The 19,246-nt window shown below is 54.9% G+C and carries 15 protein-coding genes and 1 tRNA gene; 13 read left to right on the forward strand and 3 right to left on the reverse strand.

From position 1 onward, the window contains the following. The first annotated feature begins 570 nt into the window (after positions 1 to 570). Positions 571 to 645: transfer RNA gene (locus QMG16_RS02155), tRNA-Thr, on the forward strand. A 93-nt stretch (positions 646 to 738) separates the two neighbouring features. Here QMG16_RS02155 and QMG16_RS02160 read toward each other — a convergent pair. Further along, positions 739 to 972, reverse strand: a complete 234-nt coding sequence (locus tag QMG16_RS02160) for a hypothetical protein (protein WP_281792020.1) — start codon at positions 970 to 972, stop codon at positions 739 to 741. A gap of 415 nt (positions 973 to 1,387) precedes the next feature. Between QMG16_RS02160 and QMG16_RS02165 the strand changes: the two genes are divergently transcribed. The 12 genes from QMG16_RS02165 (at position 1,388) to lipA (ending at position 16,680) form a co-directional block, all read left to right on the forward strand. Continuing rightward, positions 1,388 to 3,889, forward strand: coding sequence for a molybdopterin-containing oxidoreductase family protein (locus QMG16_RS02165; protein ID WP_281792021.1), 2,502 nt, complete (start codon positions 1,388 to 1,390; stop codon positions 3,887 to 3,889). 78 nt (positions 3,890 to 3,967) lie between these two features. Then, positions 3,968 to 4,849, forward strand: coding sequence for an SDR family NAD(P)-dependent oxidoreductase (locus QMG16_RS02170; RefSeq protein ID WP_281792022.1), 882 nt, complete (start codon positions 3,968 to 3,970; stop codon positions 4,847 to 4,849). 55 nt (positions 4,850 to 4,904) lie between these two features. Beyond that, positions 4,905 to 6,125 (forward strand): M24 family metallopeptidase, encoded by a 1,221-nt coding sequence (locus QMG16_RS02175; protein ID WP_281792023.1) that lies wholly within the window; start codon positions 4,905 to 4,907, stop codon positions 6,123 to 6,125. A gap of 101 nt (positions 6,126 to 6,226) precedes the next feature. Further along, positions 6,227 to 7,207 carry a thiamine pyrophosphate-dependent dehydrogenase E1 component subunit alpha gene (locus QMG16_RS02180; protein WP_281792024.1) on the forward strand — a complete coding sequence of 327 codons (981 nt, stop codon included), beginning with the start codon at positions 6,227 to 6,229 and terminating at the stop codon, positions 7,205 to 7,207. A 17-nt stretch (positions 7,208 to 7,224) separates the two neighbouring features. Next, on the forward strand, positions 7,225 to 8,187 hold the full coding sequence (locus QMG16_RS02185; protein WP_281792025.1) for an alpha-ketoacid dehydrogenase subunit beta: 963 nt from the start codon (positions 7,225 to 7,227) through the stop codon (positions 8,185 to 8,187). A gap of 38 nt (positions 8,188 to 8,225) precedes the next feature. After that, positions 8,226 to 9,530: a dihydrolipoamide acetyltransferase family protein gene (locus tag QMG16_RS02190; protein WP_281792026.1), complete on the forward strand. Its 1,305-nt coding sequence runs from the start codon at positions 8,226 to 8,228 to the stop codon at positions 9,528 to 9,530. A 57-nt stretch (positions 9,531 to 9,587) separates the two neighbouring features. Beyond that, positions 9,588 to 12,200: a molybdopterin-containing oxidoreductase family protein gene (locus QMG16_RS02195; protein WP_281792027.1), complete on the forward strand. Its 2,613-nt coding sequence runs from the start codon at positions 9,588 to 9,590 to the stop codon at positions 12,198 to 12,200. Between the two features lie 13 nt (positions 12,201 to 12,213). Further along, positions 12,214 to 12,495 carry a 4Fe-4S dicluster domain-containing protein gene (locus QMG16_RS02200; protein WP_281792028.1) on the forward strand — a complete coding sequence of 94 codons (282 nt, stop codon included), beginning with the start codon at positions 12,214 to 12,216 and terminating at the stop codon, positions 12,493 to 12,495. 332 nt (positions 12,496 to 12,827) lie between these two features. Further along, entirely contained in the window at positions 12,828 to 13,160 is a 333-nt protein-coding gene (locus QMG16_RS02205; RefSeq protein ID WP_281792029.1) for an arsenosugar biosynthesis-associated peroxidase-like protein, read from the forward strand. Positions 13,161 to 13,235: 75 nt separating this feature from the next. Beyond that, positions 13,236 to 13,445: a hypothetical protein gene (locus QMG16_RS02210; RefSeq protein WP_281792030.1), complete on the forward strand. Its 210-nt coding sequence runs from the start codon at positions 13,236 to 13,238 to the stop codon at positions 13,443 to 13,445. 100 nt (positions 13,446 to 13,545) lie between these two features. Then, complete coding sequence (gene lpdA / locus QMG16_RS02215) at positions 13,546 to 14,943, forward strand: dihydrolipoyl dehydrogenase (RefSeq protein ID WP_281792031.1); 1,398 nt, start codon at positions 13,546 to 13,548, stop codon at positions 14,941 to 14,943. Between the two features lie 216 nt (positions 14,944 to 15,159). Beyond that, on the forward strand, positions 15,160 to 16,680 hold the full coding sequence (gene lipA, locus QMG16_RS02220; RefSeq protein ID WP_281792032.1) for a lipoyl synthase: 1,521 nt from the start codon (positions 15,160 to 15,162) through the stop codon (positions 16,678 to 16,680). Between the two features lie 19 nt (positions 16,681 to 16,699). Here the strand turns inward: lipA and QMG16_RS02225 are convergent, their stop codons facing one another. Both QMG16_RS02225 and QMG16_RS02230 read right to left on the reverse strand, forming a co-directional pair. Beyond that, positions 16,700 to 17,359, reverse strand: coding sequence for a molybdopterin-dependent oxidoreductase (locus QMG16_RS02225; RefSeq protein WP_281792033.1), 660 nt, complete (start codon positions 17,357 to 17,359; stop codon positions 16,700 to 16,702). 99 nt (positions 17,360 to 17,458) lie between these two features. After that, positions 17,459 to 19,231 carry an aldehyde ferredoxin oxidoreductase family protein gene (locus QMG16_RS02230; protein WP_281792034.1) on the reverse strand — a complete coding sequence of 591 codons (1,773 nt, stop codon included), beginning with the start codon at positions 19,229 to 19,231 and terminating at the stop codon, positions 17,459 to 17,461. Positions 19,232 to 19,246 lie beyond the last annotated feature (15 nt).

The following is a 19,246-nucleotide window of genomic DNA, read 5'->3' on the forward strand; positions in this document are numbered from 1 at the left end:
AGCTGGATAAGTCTGTGCTTGGGTCGCGCCCGGCATCACCGAAGATCCCGTCGTTTGAGGCACAGTCTGAGGAGCGGTATATGCCGGAACCTGGGAATTTCCCATCTGGCTTTGAATGGGCGAAGGGATAGGTACAATCTGTGGAACTTGTGCTTGCGTTGGGCTCCAAGAAACAAGGCTACAAAGTACCAACCCCACACAAAACCATTTTGCTTTTGACATCATAAGGCTCCTGACGAATTTAAAATATTCCATTCCATCAATATGGCACGCTGTTTCCGCCTGATAATCTCTTTAATCTCGCTAGATATCAAGATAGCCGGATATAAGGAAAAACCCTCCATAGAAATCCCTAAAGATTTTTTTCATTCCATTCGAGAAGGCGAGTGATTATCTTGAAAAAATTTTCGGATGTCAAGTTTTGGAAATGGCAATGCAAGGAGGAGCTTTAAAGTAAATAAAAAAACAAACTAACTAATTGAAAAATATAAATAAACATCTTAAATAACAAAAGATGACACCGATCTTGACACTCTGTAAGCTCCGTGATATTACCCTTCCAAAATGTTTGCCGGCGTAGCTCAGTGGTAGAGCAGCTGATTCGTAATCAGCAGGTCGTAGGTTCGAATCCCATCGCCGGCTCCAGGAAATACCTAAGTATAACGCTTAGTTGAGAGAGGGTTGCAGTGTGTGGGCTGTAACCCTCTTTTCGTTTATGTGAGACTCTGTGTGAGAATTTTACCGTGCGTGCTCACACACAGCTATTGTAGGGCGCCCAAAAGGGCCAAAATCGCCCAGATCTATTACCCGGTTTTTGGCCTTCGAGAAATGCTTCTGAGCCAAGATGTTTCGGGCTACTAAGCCGTAAATTTTGAGGTCCAAAAATCGGTCAATATTCAAAAGCCAGTTTAGATTCTGCTTTTCCGGCTCCGGCAGATGATCGAAGGAGTGGTTGATTTGTTGTGCCGACATGGTCATCTCGGCCTCCTGCTTGGAATTAGCAGTTTAAAATTAGCATGATCATTTCCTTCGAGCAACATAGCTCTCCTCTGTGTCGCGTTTCCCGATGCAATTCCGGACCTTTTCATTTCCAAAACGCACCTTGAACTTTGCTGCTTCGTGTTTCCTTGGCTGCCTGCGCATGAGAAACCAGCCCACCTTTTTTGTGATCTTCTCGCGAAAAATCTCTTGACAAAGCAGTCAAAGTGAAAATAATAGTGCACCAAGTGGTGATACATAAAGGTGATACCATGTAGATTAAAATATTGCCTCCTAAAGATGCGGAAACTGGCTTTCACATTAGACGCTGATACCTCAGATTCTAATGATGTATCCCGCCTGGCAAAAAAAGACCTTTTCCATGCAACGTTAACTGGAGGAAGAAAGAATGGGCGAAACAGAGATCAAGACAACTACATGTTACGGATGTGCCCACACAGCCTGCTTTGTAAAAGCGCATCTCGAAGATGGGAAGCTAGTGAAGGTCACGCCGGACCGGGAAAAAATCTGCGTGGACGTCTGTACCAGAGGTTTTCTTGCTGATGACGGCAAGGCAAGTATCGAATACCATTATGGGGAGAAGCGTATCAACTACCCGCTCAAACGCGCCGGAAAACGCGGGGAGAACAAATGGGAGCGCATCTCCTGGAACCAGGCGTTGGATGAAATCGCAGCCAAGCTCCGGGATCTGAAAGAGGAATATGGCCCTCATACGGTTTGTCTTGCCACAGGGACGGCTCACCATTCCGACAACAACTGGGTGCCCTGGCGATGGATGGTCGGCTTCAGGACCATGAACAAAATCGGCAATGAGCAGATCTGCTACGGGGTGCAGTTCATCACGTCGGAGCAAACCTTCGGCTGGCCCAACAGCCCGTTCCCTTCTCCTGAGGCGCCCCCCAGGTCCATGATTGTGGTGGGTAACACCCACGAAACCGTTCCGAATATCTTCAATTCATTCAAGTTCGCCTCACAACTCGGGGTCAAGATCATCTCGGTCGATCCGCGGGCGACCGCAATGACGAACCTGGCCACCCACTGGCTCCAGATCAGGCCCGGAACCGACATCGCCCTGTGGATGTCCTGGTTGCGGCTCATCATTCAGAATGAGTGGTTCGACAAGGAATTCGTCTACGACTGGACGAACGCTCCTTTTCTGGTGCGCACCGACATCCGGAAAATACTCCGGGCCGAAGAGCTGGTCGACAATGTCCCAAGGGATGCCTTCGTGGTGTGGAACACGAAAACGCAAGCCCCGACTATCTGGGATGCCGAAGAACGCAAATACCTCGAAGAAGGCGTCGAAAAAGCTTTGACGGGGAGCTACTCCATCAAGCTCAAAAACGGTGAGACCGTAGAATGCAAGACTGCGTGGACCCTCCTTACGGAACGCGTCGAAGAGTGGACTCCGGAGAAAGCCTCCGAGGTCACGGGCATACCGACAAGCAAGATAGCCAACGCCTGTGAAACCTATGCGCAAAACCAGCCCAGTCTCTTCCTGGTGCCGGGACACTGCTACGACGCCTTCGCCCCCGGTTCCTCAAGTGTTTTTCGCCTGCAGAACATCATCAAATCGATCATGGGCAATATGGATCGAACCGAGCTGCTGACCGGGTGCTATGACAACACGAAACTAGTCAGCATCTACGAGATGGAGCTCAAACCCGATGAGGCTTTCACCGAAGAGGAGAAGAAGCATCAGCCAGGCTGGGACCGTTTCCGCGCCCTGTCTTGGGTGGGTTATGACCTGAAAGCCAAATACGAGAAGAAGCACTGGGGTCTCGCGTCCAATGCCATGTACTCCAACCAGGGCCATCATCATGTGATGTGGCAAGACATTATCGAAGAGAAGCCTGGCCGCACGCGCGCCATGATCATCAACGGAAGCAACCCGATGATCAAATACGGCAATTCCAAGCGAGTTTACGAGGCGATGAAAAAGCTGGATCTCATCGTCGCGCTCGAATTTACCATGACTCCCAGCGCAGCGATGAGCGACTACGTGCTGCCCATGTCCGACTGGTTCGAGCGGCCGGAAATCGGTCCATCGACGCCTTGCGACATTTTCAATTTCATTCACGTCTCCGATGCGGTGATGCCGCCGGAATTCGAGCGGCGCTCCGACTACGATGTCTTCAAGGGACTGGCCGACAGGCTTGGCTTTGGGAAGGATTGGCAATGGAAAGACCTCACGGAATGCTACAACTGGCGCGCCAAAGGATTGCTCGATGAGCACGGGTGCAAGGATATCGCCGAATTCGCCGAGAAAGTCGGCTTCGACTACCCGTCACCTATTCCCGAGCAATACAAGCTCAGGAACGGCTTCGCCACGCCCACGGGCAAAGCCGAAATCTGGTCGGTGATGCTTGAGGAACTGGGATACGATCCGATTCCCTACTTCGTCGAGCCGGCGATGAGTCCCAGAAATGTTCCCGAGCTTTACGAAGAATACCCGTTGACTCTGATTGGTATCGACCGTCATCTGCCGAACTACCATTCCCAATTCTACGAAGTCCCCTCCCTCAGAAGGATGATGCCGGAGCCGCTCGTGGATATCCATTTCGACACGGCACGGCTGGCGAGTCCGCCCATCAACAACGGGGATTGGGTGTGGATCGAAACCCGGAAAGGCCGGATCAAGCAGCGGGCCCGCCTGACGTTCGGAATCGACGAGAACTGTGTCAAGACGACGCATCACTTCTGGTATCCGGAAATGCCGGGAGAGGAGCCATATCTGCATGGGGTATGGGTATCGAACACCAACGTGCTGACGGAAGACGATCCGGAACTGTGCGATCCCGTTTTCGGGTCTTGGCCGCACACGGCCATTCCCTGCAAGGTCTACAAGGTTGTGGACGGCACCAATCTGGAAGGCGACAGATCGCGTTAAGAGTAACTGGTAAAGGACGGATAGCGCCGACTACGCGTTGTCCGGGGCTTTTCTTCAACGAAAAGGGAGTACATGGCTATGACAAGCTCAAGCGTTTCCAATCAGAAATTGAAGGATAAGGTCGCGATCATAACGGGCTCGTCCCGCGGAATGGGAAGAGCGGCAGCTATCCTGTTCGCTCAACACGGCGCCAAAGTCGTTGTGAACTATCATGGCAATAAAGAGGCCGCTGACCAGGTTGTGAAGAAAATCGAAGAAACGGGGGGCAGCGCCATCGCCATTCAGGCTGATATCGGAAAGATCGCCGATCTGCCCAGGCTCGTGGATGGATGCATTGAGAAATTTGGCAAGCTCGATATTCTCTACCACAATGCTGCCATCCACTATGTGTGCCCGGACCTGGAAGATGTGACGGAAGGAGTCTGGGACATGACCTACAACAGCATCATCAAGGGACCGTTCTTTCTAACCAAACTGGCCATACCACACCTGAAGAAGAGCGGAAACGGCTGCATCATTTTCACTTCGACCAGCTCCGCAGGGACCGCCACGCCGGCCGATCCGCACTACATGACCGCAAAGAACGCCGTAAACGCGCTTTACCGGATCCTGGGCGGATGGCTTGCTCCTGAAATCCGCGTGAATTGCGTGGTTCCCGGTTTTGTCAAGACGGACATGTTCCGCCATCATCCGCCGCAGATGTGGGACGTCCTGGGATCGATGGTTCCCATGAACCGTATGTGCACGCCGCTCGATATCGCCAATGCCGCGTTGTTCCTGGCTTCCGATGACGCCTGTAATATCACCGCCCAGGAGATCGTCGTCGACGGCGGAAGATCGAGCGCCATACCCAGGAGAAATGTGCTTCCGGTCCTCCAGGCGATGAAGCCCGGTGTCAGCACCTACGACAAGCAGGCCTACGGCAGCGACAACATTAAAGAAATGGATGTGGGAATCTAATAGCGTCCGTGGCTGTTCGTTCCGCTAACAAAGCTGGATAGCAGGAGGTAAGGAAATGACATTAGGCATGATGGCCACAGATGCCGAGCAAAGAATCGATTTCGAAGCGATGCGAAGCTACAAGCTCAAGAGGATTCAAGCCCAGTTGGCCGAAAAAGACCTTGGAGCCATGCTGTGCTTCGATCCGGATAACGTGAGATACGCCACCTCCACCGCCATCGGCGAATGGAGCAGGGATAAATATGTCCGCTGGTGCGTTGTCCCACGCGAAGGCGAACCGTACCTCTTTGAGCTGGGATCCGCTCAGGAGGTCAAGAAGGAGATCTGCCCGTGGATTCCCTCCGAGCGCATCTTTCCAGGCGGCGGATGGCTTCGCGGGGCCAATACGAAGGGCGCGACAAGCATGGCGCTTATGGGAACCGTCGCTCGCATCAAGGCGGTTCTCGAAGCCAGCAAGGTTGCCGAGATGGCCATCGGGATCGATACGGTGGATCTCTATATGTTGGATGCCTTGAAGAGCGCCGGCCTGAAGATCGTGAACGGTTGGGACGTCATGTGGGACGCGCGTCTCATCAAGTGCCCCCAGGAACTCACCATCATCGAAACCGCAGCCTCACTGGCGGATGGATGCTTCGAATACATTGCGGACAAAATCCGGCCGGGTGTAAGAGAATCGGAGATTGTCGCAGAGATCTATGGATGGCTCCTCAAACAGGGGTGCGATCGTGTGACGGGTGTCAACTGCGTTTCCGGTCCCCGGAGCAACCCCCATCCGCATGACTTCTCCGACCGAATGATCCGTCCGGGCGAACTGGTCTTTATCGATATCATGGCTCATTACCTCGGCTACGGCACCTGCTACTACCGCACGTTTGCAGCCACCCGGACCACTCAGAAGCAAAAGGATCTCTACAAGAAGGCCCATGAATGGCTGCAGGCTTCCATTGAAGTCGTACGCCCCGGAATCACCACGGCCGATATTGCCAACCAATGGCCCACAGCCCAGGAACTGGGATACCCGGACGAGCTCGCGGCAGCGGGCTTGTGCGTCGGGCACGGGATTGGGGTCAGCATACACGAAAAACCCTTCATCACCCGGCTCTTCAGCGCGGAACCGATGCCGATCGAAGCCGGGATGCACTTTGCCCTGGAAACCTTCTGCGGCGAAGGCGTGGACGGCGCCAGGATCGAGCAGCAAATCATCGTCACGGAAACGGGTCACAAGGTCATTACCCAGTGGCCATGTGATGAATTGATGGTCTGCTCGGCCCGATAGATCAACGGCGGAAGATAGGAGTCAGAGGACAGAATCACAGCACTGCTCCTCTTCAGAATTTTGACTCCTGAATGCTGTCTGCTTCAAAGGAGGCGGGAATTATGCCTGAACTCACGAAAGATCAGAAACTGGCGCTATACCGGGGGCTCGTTCGTGCTCGAAAATATGATGAGCTCAATGTCCGCATGGCTTCGGAAGGAAAGCTCCTCACTTTCTATCACAGCGCACAGGGCCATGAAGCCATCGGTGTCGGCGCCTGCTCGGTTCTGAGAAAAGACGACTACGTGTACATGCACATCCGCGGTCATGGCGTGCCTTACGCCATCGGCAAAGGGATCGATCCCAAGAACTGCGTCGCCGAGCACCTCGGCAAGGCTACCGGCTGGGGGGGCGGAATCACGGGCGTCCACATGGTGGACAAGGAAAATGGTGTCCTCGGCGTGGGCGGAACCATCGGCTCGTGCTTTGTCTTATCGGCGGGATATGCCCTGGCGGCCAAAAAACGAGGAAAAGGACAGGTTTGTGTCTGCTTTACCGGTGACGGCGGAATGCAGAGGGGCCAGGCTCACGAAGCCATGAACATGGCGGCCAGCTGGAAGCTTCCGGTTGTCTGGGTCGTCGAAAACAACCTCATGGCCTGGTTCACGCCGTTTTGCGATACCAGCGCCGTCAAAGATATCGCCCAGGTGGCCAAAGCCTACGACATGCCGGGAGTCATCGTAGACGGTATGGATGTCTTTGCGGTGCGTGAAGCCGTTGAGAAAGCCGTCAAGCGAGCTAGAAAAGGAGAGGGCCCTTCCCTGATTGAATGCAAGACATACCGGTTCAGAAGCCATTCAGAGGGCAGACCGGATGCTTGCCATAACAAGCTGAGGCCCCAAGAAGAGATCGAGAAGTGGAAGGAGAGGGATCCTGTCAAATTGTGTAGGGAAAGACTGCTGGAAGAAGGAGTTCTGACGGTTGAGCTCATGGACGGGATTGAGCGGGAATATGCGGTGGAAATGGAAGAGGCGGAGAAATTCGCCCTGGAGAGCCCCTATCCCGATCCTTCCAGACTGCCTGAAATCGTCTATGCACCTTAAGCTGGAGGGACTCCGTTATGAAAACACTGAACTATTGGCAGGCGATCTCTGAGGCTTTTGCCGAGGAAATGGAAAGGGATGAGACCGTTTTCATCATCGGCGAAAACGTTCAAGAAAGCCCTTTCATGATCACCAAGGGCCTTGTGGAGCGGTTCGGACCGGAGCGCGTCATGGACGCACCGCTCAGCGAACTGGCCAACGCCGGTGCAACGGTCGGGGCCGCCTGTGCGGGGTATCGTCCCATATGTGACCTGACCTTTGCCGATTTCATATATTGCGCGGCCGATGAAGTATTGCTGAAGGCCGCTCAGCAGTACTTCGCCCACAACGGCCAGGTCAATGCCCCCTGTGTCTTCGTTGGCGTCGCCGGGGGCGGGTTCGGTACGGGCCCCGAGCACTCCCACGTTCCTTCCGCCATGATCCTGAATAATCCGGGCCTCAAGCTTGTTCTGCCCAGCACGCCCTATGACGCCAAGGGGCTGATGAAGGCGGCCATACGCGACAACAATCCGGTATGCTATTTCTTCCACAAGAAGTTAATGGGCCTGACCGGGGAAATTCCCGAAGAAGAGTACGTCATTCCCCTGGGGCAGGCCGACATCAAGCGCAAGGGCTCCGATGTCACCGTCGTTGCCACCTTGTACATGGTCCATCATGCCCTCACCGCCGCGGAGAAACTGAAAGACGAAATCAGCGTTGAAGTCATCGACCCGCGGTCTTTGGAGCCCCTCGACATGGATACGATCCTCGAGTCGGTGAAGAAGACGAACCGCGTCGTCATCGTGGATGAAGACACGGAACGATGCGGGGTGGCCGCGGAGTTGGGCCAGCAGATCATGGAGCAGGCCTTCGACTATCTCGATGCTCCCGTACGGCGGGTGTGCTCCAGGAATATGCCGGTTGCCGGAGCGGCCATGGAAAAATACACCATTCCCAACGCCGACCAGGTCATTTCCGCCATCCGGTCAATGGTCGAGTAAAATCCATATATTTTAATTATATCAGTAAGGAGGGAGCCTTGATCAAAAATTTATTCATACCGAAGCTGGGTATGACTATGGAGAAAGGAAGAATCGCCCAGTGGACGGCCAACGATGGTGATCAGGTGCAGGCGGAGCAGGTTGTCCTGATCCTTGAAACGGAGAAGGTCGCCCATGAAATCGCGGCTCCCATTTCCGGAATCCTGGCCATTCTGGGGAAGGCCGGTGATGAGTATCCCTGTGGGACGGTTGTCGGTGTGGTCGCTGAAACCGCACAAGAATATGAAGCCGTGAAGAAGAACCCAGCCGCGTATGCTGCTTCAACCGAAGCCGGTGCGTCATCCGATGAAGCAGAGGCTCTGGAGCACAGAGATCTTCCTGTCGAGATCCCGATCCAGGTAGAGATCGGCGCACGGGAAAGGATCCGAATCTCTCCTCTGGCCAGAAAGCTTGCCCAGATGCAAGAGCTCGACATTTCCGTTCTGACCGGCTCAGGGCCCGAAGGCAGGATTGTCAAGCGGGATATCGAGCAGGCCGTGGAAGCTCGAGAACAGAAAAAGGCGACCAGTGAGCCTGCTCCCGTTTCCAGAGCGGTCTCCGCGCCCGTATCGGCGGAGGTTTGCGCCGGCAAGCGGGTCAGGGCCGTTATTCCGCTCACCGGCATGCGAAAGAGGATCGCGGATAACCTCCATAAAAGCACCTCGACGACCTCTCGCGTTTCGGCAATGGTGGAATTCGACATGACGGAGCTTGTGAATCTCCGGAGCCATTATGTCAGCAAAGCCCCGATCCTGGGCTTCAAGATTACCTACACGGATTTGTTCATCTATATGGCTGCAAAGGCACTCAAAGCTGTTCCGATCATCAACTCGAGCCTCGTCGGTGATGAGATCAAATTGTGGGAAGACATCAATATCGGCTTTGCCGTATCGGTGATGAAGGGTGCAGATGAAAGCGGCCTTCTGGTACCGGTCATCCGCAATGCCGATCGGATGACTCTCGGGCAGATCAGCAGGGCCAGAAAGGACCTGATGGACAAAGCCAGGGCAGGAACGATATCCCTGGACGAATTGACGGGAGGCACGTTTACGATCACCAATACTGGCACGTTCACTTCTCTCTGGCACATTCAGACTCCCATCATCAATCTACCGGAAGCTGCAATCCTCGGTACGTCCTCCATTGTCGAACGGCCCGTCGTCATAAACGGTGAGATCGCCATCAGGCCGATTATGCCCATGTCCTTTGCCTTTGACCATCGCGTCATGGATGGCGCGCCCCCCGCTCAGTTCATGGGACTGTTGCAGCAAATGATCGAGGATCCATGGATGATCCTGATGTAGCCGGAGGGTGCCGGAGCAAAGCATACGAAGAATCGAAAACAACAGGGAGAAACAGCCATGTCAGATGATTTGACGATAGAGGGCTACGTGGATGAGGACGGTATAAAATGGATGAAATCGCGGTGCTTCTTTTGCCACGTGCACTGCGGCATGCTGGTTGGAACCAAAGATGGCAAGATCGTCAGAATGAAGCCCGATGAATTGGATCCGTTGACGGGAATGTGCGAGCGGATCGGGCCAAATGGTGAGCGAGCCATTAAGAACCACTACCATCCCAAGCGCATCAATCATGCTCTCAAGCGTGTGGGCGAGCGCGGTGAGAACAAGTGGGAGAAGATCCCCTACGAGCAGGCGCTGGATGAAATTGCGGCCAAGCTCAACGAATTGAAAGAGAAATACGGTCCCGAGACGCTCGCCGTCACCGAGGGGACCTACCGTTCCGACCATCTCTGGGCCCGCAGCCGCTTCACCAATCTCTGGGGCAATCCCGGCAACCTGGCCGATCCGGGCAGCATTTGCTGGTGCTGGCTGTATACCATCAACCTGGCGATGGTCGGGTTCCTCTCGGAAACTGCCCTCAACGCCACCATCGGCCTGTCCAAGACCATTGTCATCTGGGGCGCCCGCATCAATGAGCGCCACAGTCCCCAGGCCTGGACCGTGAAGCAGCTCAGGGCCGCCTGCTCAAACGAAGACCAGAAGCCAAACGTCATCGTCATCGATCCCTACATGATCGATGCGGTTCGGGATGCCGAGACCTACCTGCCCATTCGCCCCGGCACCGATACGGCGATGATGCTGGCCTGGCTGAACGTCATCTTCAACGAGAAGCTCTATGACGTGGATTTCGTGAAGAACTGGTCCAACGGCCCCTTTCTCGTGCGCCAGGATACCAAGAAATTGCTGCGGGAAAGCGATCTGCGCAAAGGCGGCAAAAGGGAAAATTTTGTGGCCTGGAACACCGAGACGGAGAAGCCGGCCGTGTGGGTGTCCAGCCAGAACCGCTACGAGGAAGAGGGCGTGGAAAATGCGATCGAGGGAGAATTCGGAGTAACCCTCGAGGATGGCAAAAAAGTCGCCTGCCGGACGGCCTTTTCCCTGCTCAAGGAGCGCTGCGACGAATACCCGCCGGAGAAAGTCGCCCAGATCACCGGGGTGCCGGCCCATAAGATTGAGCATGCTGCGAGAACCTACGCCACGGAGAAGCCGAGCTGCATGGGCTGGGGGGTCGGCTGCATCGACCAGGCCGGATGGAACGCGACCAGCGGGGCGGTCTGCAAAGTCATTCTGCGCTCGATCACCGGCAACCTGGACGTTCCCGGCGGTGATTACCTCCCCGAGCCCGGCCCGGTCATCAACGGGCAGTTCCCGGTCCGCGACGGCGAACTGGAGCTGTCGGAAATGGTGTCGCCGGAGGCGCGCGCCAAACTGCTCGGCAACGACCGGTTCCGCATGATGGGCTGGAAAGGTTTCGAACTCTCCGATGGACCCTTCCGGGAGATGTGGGGAGTCGCACGCCCGCAGCTCCATCAGATGCTGAGCGCCACACCGCTGTTGTGGCGGGCCATCCTGAACGACGATCCCTATCCGGTTCGTGCCGTCATCTCCTGGTCGTCCAATCCCATGGTTTGGGCGCCGAATACCAAGATGGTTTACAAGGCTTTGAAATCGCTGGATCTGTTTGTTTCTCTCGAGTACTGGATGACCCCAACCGCTGCGCTGGCCGACTACGTCCTTCCCGCTGCTGACTGGATGGAGCGCCCCATGTTCACCAATATCGAGGATTCCCTCGATATGTTCCTGGGCGGGCCCCGTGCTTCCGAGCCAGTCGCGGATCGACGCATGGACTACGACTTCTTCCGGGGCCTTGGACTGAGAATGGGGCAGAAAGAGCACTGGCCGTGGGAAACCTATGAGGAAGTAATCGCCCACCGGCTCGAGCGGATCGGCGTAACCTACAAGGAATTCTGTGAAACCGGCATGCTCTTCCCCGATATGTCCTCCGCGGACCAGTTCGAGAAGCACAAGTCTATCCGCCAGGACGGCCAGGTTCGCGGCTTTGCGACACCTTCCCGGCGCTGTGAGATTTATTCGAGCATCATCGAGGACTTGGATTACGATCCCCTGCCGCTCTTCCGGGAACCTGCCGAATCTCCCATCAGCACCCCCGAGGTGGCCAAGGAGTATCCCATCATCCTCACCACGGGCGGTAGATTCGTGCCGATGTTCCACTCGGAGCACAGGGTACCGGGGACCGGCACACGGGAGATGCATCCCTGGCCCATTTTCGAGATCCACATGGAAACCGCAAGAGAGCTGGGAATCCGCGATGGCGACTGGTGTTGGATAGAGACGCCGCGAGGACGTATTCGCCAGGTTGCGCGACTCGGGTTCGCCCTCAAGGCCGGAGTCATCATTGCCCAGCCGAGCTGGTGGTATCCGGAGCTTCCCGCGGAGGAGCCATGGCTGTGCGGGGCGTTCATTTCCAACGCCAACGTGCTCACGGATGACAACCCCGACATTCTCGATCCCATCTGTGGCAACTGGTCCAATCGCGGGCTGCTGTGCAAGGTTTACCGCTGCGAAGAGCCTGAGTGGTTGTCAGACCGGGTACCCCATGAATTGTTCCTGGAAGAAAAATCCGGATATCCCAAGGCCTTCAAGGCATAGATGCGAGGGGCAAATGCCGGACCAAACCGGAGATGACGCCAACGGGAGGAGCATCCATAACCTGCAGCGAGCAGGAGTAGGTCGTTTATTCACTGCTCGCGTGAAGTCCCTGCTTTGCGTGGGATGCGATGAGTGTCTGGCCGTGTGCAAGTACGGAGTCCTTAGGCGAACAGCGGATGGAAAAGTGGAAGCCAAGAGCGGGCAGCATTGTGCGGGCTGTCTCAAGTGCGTCGGGGTTTGCCGCACGAAAGCCATTCACATTCTGCCCGGGAACTGCTTCGCCCGACCGCGGTAACCTGGTTGTGGAATCAGAACTCGATCCGCAACGACTCGTTGGAGAAATGGGATGTCAAAAGACGCGGATCGCCTGTTCCAGCTCCAAGAAAAAGGCCTTTGCTGCAGCCAGATGCTTCTTCTGATGGGGTTGGCGAATTAGTCGAATGGTTTTCACGGGAATACGGCCAGTTCTTCGGGGGCATCCGTTGTGACGATATCCTCGGGGACGATCCGAACGCGTGCACCAGTTGCGGCTCCATTGTGCTTGGTACGTACGGAAGGGTGAGAGCATTACTCACGGAAAACGGTTTCGATCTCAAATGCAGCGGATCTAGAAAGGAATTTATGTCTATGGAGTCCTATTACGATCCTGGCGACCTGGCGAGGTTTCCGGAAATCGGAGAAGACGCATCCGAGTTGTCAGGCAAGTTCTTCGAATATTATGCAGCAGTGTTTGCTGAAGGGCTGCTCAGTGAGAGGGAAAAGGCCCTCATCGCCCTGGCAGTAGCTCACACTGTCCAATGTCCCTACTGCATCGACGCGTATACGCAAGGCTGTCTGGAGAAAGGATCCAACCTTGGAGAAATGACCGAAGCCATCCATGTAGCAACCGCAATACGCGGCGGTGCTTCGCTGGTACATGGTATCCAGATGCGGAGGATCGCAAAGAAGATATCCATGTGAGCTTTACACAAAGGCAGGAGCCCGAAACACTCCATTGAATCGATTAACTCTATCTTAGGAAAAAAGGAGAATAAAATGGCACTGACAGCTGAATCGACGATTGCTGTACTTTTGGCTAATGAGCAAGCCAAGGCGATCCTTGAGAAACATCTTCCCGGCATGACCAGCGATCCGAGGCTGAAGATGGCCATGGGAATGACTCTCAAACAGATCATGCCTCTTTCCCAAGGAAAGATCACTCTCAGCAAAATCGAGGCGGTCGCGGCAGATCTGGCAGCGCTTTAGCTGAGGTGAACGGCATTTTGCATTGGGGCGCCTCCTTCGGGGGGTGCCCTTCACATTTGTGATCATGGCAATGGGGAGCAAGAAACAAGGGGGGAGAGGGGTGTCAGATTTCAGTTCGTATGATGTCATCATCATTGGTGCCGGGCCCGGGGGCTACGTGGCGGGCATAAGAGCCGCTCAACTGGGCCTCAAGGTCTGTATCATCGAAAAGGATAAACCCGGGGGGATTTGCCTGAATTGGGGATGCATCCCATCGAAGAGCTTGATCCACCAGGCGCGCCTGTATAATGACAGGCATGAACTGGAGCGGATGGGGCTCGCCATCGATACTCGGAGCTTCGACTATGGCCGGGTGCAAAAGAAATCCCGCGAGGCAACCCAACACTTGAATGCGGGGGTCGAGTATCTGCTCAAAAAGAATAAAGTGGATTTGATTCAAGGAACAGCCAGAATTGCGAGCCGCAACAAAGTTGTGATCCAGGGCAGCGACAGGACGATAGAAGGCCGCAACATCATCATTGCCACCGGATCGCGTCCGGCCGAGATCCCCGGTTTTGAGTTCGATGAAAAACAGGTGTTGTCATCCACCGGCATCCTTTCTATGATGAAGCTTCCTCAGAGCCTGATTATCCTCGGAGCCGGGGCCATCGGCTGCGAGTTCGCCTATGTCATGAGCTCGTTCGGCGTGAAAGTGACGCTCGTGGAGATGGCGCCTCATGTACTCCCCTTCGAAGACGCCGAAGTGGCTGGAGCTCTCGAGAATTCTTTCAAACAATCCGGAATCCGGGTGTTGACCGCCACGCATGCCGTTTCGCTGGAAAAAACGGATACAAAGGTCGTGGTCAGCCTGGTGGGTGATGATGGAAAGCAACAGAAAGCAGAAGCTGAAAAAGCTTTGTGTGTTTTCGGCAGGAAGCCGAATACAGACGATATCGGCCTGGAGAGCATCGGATTGAAAACCGAGAAAGGCTACATCCCGGTCGGGGATTATTATGAGACATCCGTTAAAGGCGTTTTTGCCATTGGCGATGTGGTGGCTACGCCGCTGCTCGCCCATGTGGCATCCAAAGAAGGGGAGATCGCCGTTGAGCACATTGCCGGACGAAAGCCAAGACCGCGAGTTGACGTCAATGCGATCCCCTCTGCGATCTACTGCGCCCCCCAGGTAGCAAGTTTCGGCCTTCGGGAATCGCAGCTCCAGGAGAAAGGGGTAGCTTACAAGAAGGCTCTCTTCCCCTACAGAGCTGTGGGAAAAGCCGTTGCCATCGACCATGCAGAAGGAATGGCCAAGCTGCTCTATGATCCGGAGACTCAAGAGATATTGGGCTGCCACATCATCGGTCATGATGCCACTGAATTGATACATGAGGTTCTGCTGGCAAAATCATCCGAGCTGCTGCCTGAAGATGTCGCCGGCATGGTCCATGCCCATCCAACTATATCCGAAGTTGTGATGGAAATGGCGAAGGCTGTGAATGGAGAGGCAATTCACTTATAGGACAGTGACAAGTGACGAGTGACAAGTCCCCATTGTGGCAGGGTCTCCCGACCCTGTCACCGGATCGACCGCAGGTCTCAAATGCCAGAGGAGACCTTCGGTCGGACCAATGGCGCGGTCGGGAGACCGCGTCATAACCATTGTTGGAGACCACACCTTATCCGTGGTGTTCTCTGTTCACTCTTCCGGCTGTTCACTTTTCACTGGAGTAGGGATTTGACAGAGCTCGATATCATAGATTTAGGGCTGATAGAGTACTCGGAAGCTCTTTCACTTCAGAAGGACCTGGTCAGGGAACGTATGAATGGCGGCCCAAGGGACCGCCTGTTGCTGTTGGAACATCCTCCGGTGATCACCATAGGCCGAAGCGGCAACGAGCATGATCTGAAATTACAGGAAGAAATGCTCGTGAAGAGGGGGGTTGCGGTCCATGCAAGTGACAGGGGAGGCAAGGCAACGTTCCATGGTCCCGGCCAGCTGGTAGCCTATCCTATCATGAAGTTGGAGAACAAGGACGCTCATTGGTATGTTGAGAAGCTCCTGGAAGTTGTTGCGAGCCTTCTTAAGGAGTATGGCTTACAGCCCGGGTTGAAGGATGGGGCTCCGGGCATATGGATCCAAGATAGAAAGATTGCCAGCATAGGAGTTTCCATCAAGAAATGGGTAACGTCACACGGCATTGCCCTGAACGTCAATACGCAGCTGAACGGCTTCGAATTCATTGTTCCCTGCGGAATGCCCGGACAAGAGATCACTTCAATGGAAAAGGAGCTGGGGGCTCCGCAGGATTTCATTAGGGTCAAGGATCGATTTATCCAGCATTTCAAAAGAGTCTTTGGTTATGAGGAGTTTCAGGCCCGCACCCGTCCGAAATGGCTGACAATGCTGCCGCCGAAGCAGGAGCACATGGAGAAGATGCAAGCCTTTATTCAAAAGATGCATCTGGGCACGGTTTGCCAAAGCGCCCATTGCCCCAATATGGGAGAATGTTTCAGCAAAGGCACGGCTACTTTTATGATTTTGGGCAGGTATTGCACCCGCAAGTGTCGGTTTTGCGCAGTGGAGAAGGGCACCCCTCTTCCTTCGGACCCACAGGAGCCCGGGCGCGTGGCCAAAGCGGTGCAAGAGCTCGGCCTGCACTATGCCGTGATTACATCCGTCACCCGAGATGATCTGCAAGACGGCGGTGCGGATCAATTCGTTCAAACGATCAGGGAAATTAGGTCATTGTCTTCGGATACGAGGATCGAAATCCTGGTGCCGGATTTTCAGGGCAGGCCGGAAGCCATCGAAAGAGTGTGCTCCGCCGGGCCGGACATGTTCAACCACAATTTGGAAACCATAGCTCGCCTCTATCCACTTGTACGGCCACAAGCGAGGTACAACCGATCCCTCGATGTTCTGTCATATGCCGCAAGGTATGGCCTGCCGGTAAAGTCCGGACTGATGCTCGGCCTCGGTGAGTCCAACGATGAAGTGATGAGAACTCTCGATGATCTCCGCGAGGCTGGCTGTGAGTACCTGACCCTGGGGCAGTATCTCGCTCCTTCCAGAACCCATGTCCCCATCTCGAGGTACGTATCCCCGGAGGAATTCGAAGAATGGAGCAGTACAGCCAGGACAATGGGGTTCAAAGGAGTGGCTTCCGGACCGTTGGTCAGAAGCTCTTATAGGGCAGAACATTTCTTTTTATTCGCAGAGCTGGAAAAGGATCGAGTTCAAACCGCTGTGATCTAATTGTCTACTCAGAAGATTCTTAACATGCGGAACATTCATCTCTTGCCGGCTTGATCCGCCTCGGGTCTACGACGATCACCTTCCCGGCTCTTTTCAATGCTCTTTCGATCATGCCGCCGCACATGCCGTCCGCCGATCCGGAATGGGTGATGTTGCAGCCCCAGACCACCATGCACTCCGGGTCCTTTCCACCAAATCCGTAAACTTCGGTGACCGGCAGCTGCCCCATGGTGATTTTGCTCGCCGCCACCCTGGGCAGATAACATACATGGCCGACAGACACGAAGTTGGGGGTCCCAAAGGCGTTGGCGAACCGAACGGTGAACTCGATCAACGGCCTGCCCGTCCCTTGCCCGATGGCCACGTATTCCGATCCGCTTTCAGCCTTTATTGCGGCGAAACGGTGGGCGATTTCATCAAGAGCTTCCTCCCACGCGATACGCTTCCATTTGTTTTCTCCCCGCTTTCCCGCGCGCCGGAGGGGATGGATCAATCGATCCGGATGGTATAGGAGCTCCGGAGAGGCGGTCCCTTTCGGACATAAGTAACCTCTGCTCACCGGGCTTTCAGGGTCTCCCGTAATCTTTACGACACGTTCCCCTTGCATGTGGACCATCACCTGGCACACGCCATGACACATGCGGCATGCGGAACGTATGATTCGGTTGTCTTTTTCCATACCAAGCACTCCGATTATATCTTTCTATCCACGGGGATTTTGCGAGCTTCCTCCTGTTTTGTTAACGGTGATCGAGAGAATACGCACGCCTTCCCCTTTTCACGTCAAATCGACAGGAATCCCTTCTTTGTCCCAGCCCCTCAGGCGGTAATAGTCCGCGAGCATCCGTTCCATCTCTTCCTCGGTCAGTTTGTGCCCCGAAGGTAATGCTTCCCGATGAAGCCTTTTGGGCAGGCGATCCTGTTCAGGCAGTAATCCTTCCCGCAGATTGAACTTTCTGGACAGATTGGCTATGAGAAAGGCCGTCTTGCGAAGTTGTTCTTTCGAAGACGGTAGTCCGGTCACGAGCTCTACCAACGTGGCAAGTTCTTCCCAGGGGTAGAGGTCCCTGTAAAAGCGGCAGAAGATCAACGTGTCGAAAATCGTCAGCCGGTCCTCGTAATCGATCAGCAGCTCCGCTTTCCCTTCGATGGAATCGCGGGGAGTAAGTCCTGCCAGCTCAGGCTTGTAGAAGGTGGCTCGCAAGTGGCAGGCTCCTCGGTCCGAAGTGCCATAGGCAAGGCCCATCCCCTTCATGACCCGCGGATCGTAGCCCGCTGGCTCCATTCCCTTCACGTGAACCGCGACGTCCTCCATGCCCCAGGTCTTTGCCGCATGGACAATGCCTTCAGCCAGGATGTCGCCTATGCCGGCCCGGTAAGCAATCTGGTTTAAGAGCATGGCAATCGCAACGGAATCACCGTAGTCGATCTTGTAGTCCACTTTTCCCCGTCGTGAGGCCTCTATTGTGAAAGCGCAAAGGTTGCCCGCCGTGATGGTGTCCATCCCAAGGCGATCACAGATGTCGTTCAGGTAGGCGACCTCCTCCATTTCCTCTATCATGCACAAGCCGCCAAAGGCGTAGATGGTTTCATATTCAGGCCCTTCGATGACGAGCCCCTTATGACGGCCTTTGGTGATCGTGGCCAACCGCCCACAAGCCATGAAGCATTTGGCGCAGGCATGCGGCTTGACGTCATGATCCGCATGAAAGGTCTGGCCGCTGATCTTTTCCCAGTACTCGCAAGTCCCCAAAGTCCAATACCGCGTCGGAAACGCTCCGGCATCGTTCATGATCTTTACCATCATGGTCGTGCCCAAGGCTTTGTACGCTTTGACTCCAGGTTTTTCGACGTTTTCCCTGGCGAAAGCTTTGCAGTATTCGGCAACACCTTCAGGATCATGGAGGCTGCGCTGTCGGTCGCCCTGGAATACAACGGCCTTGAGCCGCTTTGATCCCATGACGGCGCCTACACCACCGCGCCCGGCAGAGCGCCACTTATCGTTTTCAATGACTGCGAATCGAAGCAGCCTTTCGCCTGCAGGACCTATGACGACGGCGCCCGGCTTGCGGTAGCCGTCTTTGACGACGGCAAAGCGGGCCTTGGCTTCTTCTTCGGTCCGGAAAGTGTCCGCTCCCCACAGGTCGTCAGCATCGAAGAGCTCCGCGCCGTCCGGATGGATCGAGGCTACCGTCGGTCGGGCAGCCCTGCCGGTAAAGACAACGGCATCGAATCCCGCGGCATCGATAGCTTCGGGGACCTTGCCTCCGGAATAGGATTCAAGATAGAGCCCTGTCAAGGGTGATTTGGTGAACACTCCATAGCGGCTCGCACCCCAGATGCGGCTCTGGCAGAAAGGACCGGTGGCAAAGATCAGCTGATTTTCCGGGGAAAAAGGGTCCACTCCGGGAGGGTTTCCATCGAGCAGCAATTTAGTCGCCAGCCCCTTCCCTCCGAGGTGATCGGAAAGGATCTCGTCGGCTATCGGCTCAATGCGAAATGTCTTGCTACTCAGGTCGACAAACAGAATACGGCCATAAAAACCCTGCATTGCTATCTCCTTTCA

It is taken from the genome of Desulforhabdus amnigena, assembly GCF_027925305.1.
Taxonomy (GTDB): domain Bacteria; phylum Desulfobacterota; class Syntrophobacteria; order Syntrophobacterales; family Syntrophobacteraceae; genus Desulforhabdus; species Desulforhabdus amnigena.

Excerpts from the sequence above, each read along its gene's own strand:
- QMG16_RS02160 (WP_281792020.1), bottom strand. The coding sequence starts at position 972 with ATGTCGGCACAACAAATCAACCACTCCTTCGATCATCTGCCGGAGCCG.
- QMG16_RS02165 (WP_281792021.1), top strand. The coding sequence starts at position 1,388 with ATGGGCGAAACAGAGATCAAGACAACTACATGTTACGGATGTGCCCAC.
- QMG16_RS02170 (WP_281792022.1), top strand. The coding sequence starts at position 3,968 with ATGACAAGCTCAAGCGTTTCCAATCAGAAATTGAAGGATAAGGTCGCG.
- QMG16_RS02175 (WP_281792023.1), top strand. The coding sequence starts at position 4,905 with ATGACATTAGGCATGATGGCCACAGATGCCGAGCAAAGAATCGATTTC.
- QMG16_RS02180 (WP_281792024.1), top strand. The coding sequence starts at position 6,227 with ATGCCTGAACTCACGAAAGATCAGAAACTGGCGCTATACCGGGGGCTC.
- QMG16_RS02185 (WP_281792025.1), top strand. The coding sequence starts at position 7,225 with ATGAAAACACTGAACTATTGGCAGGCGATCTCTGAGGCTTTTGCCGAG.
- QMG16_RS02195 (WP_281792027.1), top strand. The coding sequence starts at position 9,588 with ATGTCAGATGATTTGACGATAGAGGGCTACGTGGATGAGGACGGTATA.
- QMG16_RS02200 (WP_281792028.1), top strand. The coding sequence starts at position 12,214 with ATGCCGGACCAAACCGGAGATGACGCCAACGGGAGGAGCATCCATAAC.
- QMG16_RS02205 (WP_281792029.1), top strand. The coding sequence starts at position 12,828 with ATGGAGTCCTATTACGATCCTGGCGACCTGGCGAGGTTTCCGGAAATC.
- QMG16_RS02210 (WP_281792030.1), top strand. The coding sequence starts at position 13,236 with ATGGCACTGACAGCTGAATCGACGATTGCTGTACTTTTGGCTAATGAG.
- QMG16_RS02225 (WP_281792033.1), bottom strand. The coding sequence starts at position 17,359 with ATGGAAAAAGACAACCGAATCATACGTTCCGCATGCCGCATGTGTCAT.
- QMG16_RS02230 (WP_281792034.1), bottom strand. The coding sequence starts at position 19,231 with ATGCAGGGTTTTTATGGCCGTATTCTGTTTGTCGACCTGAGTAGCAAG.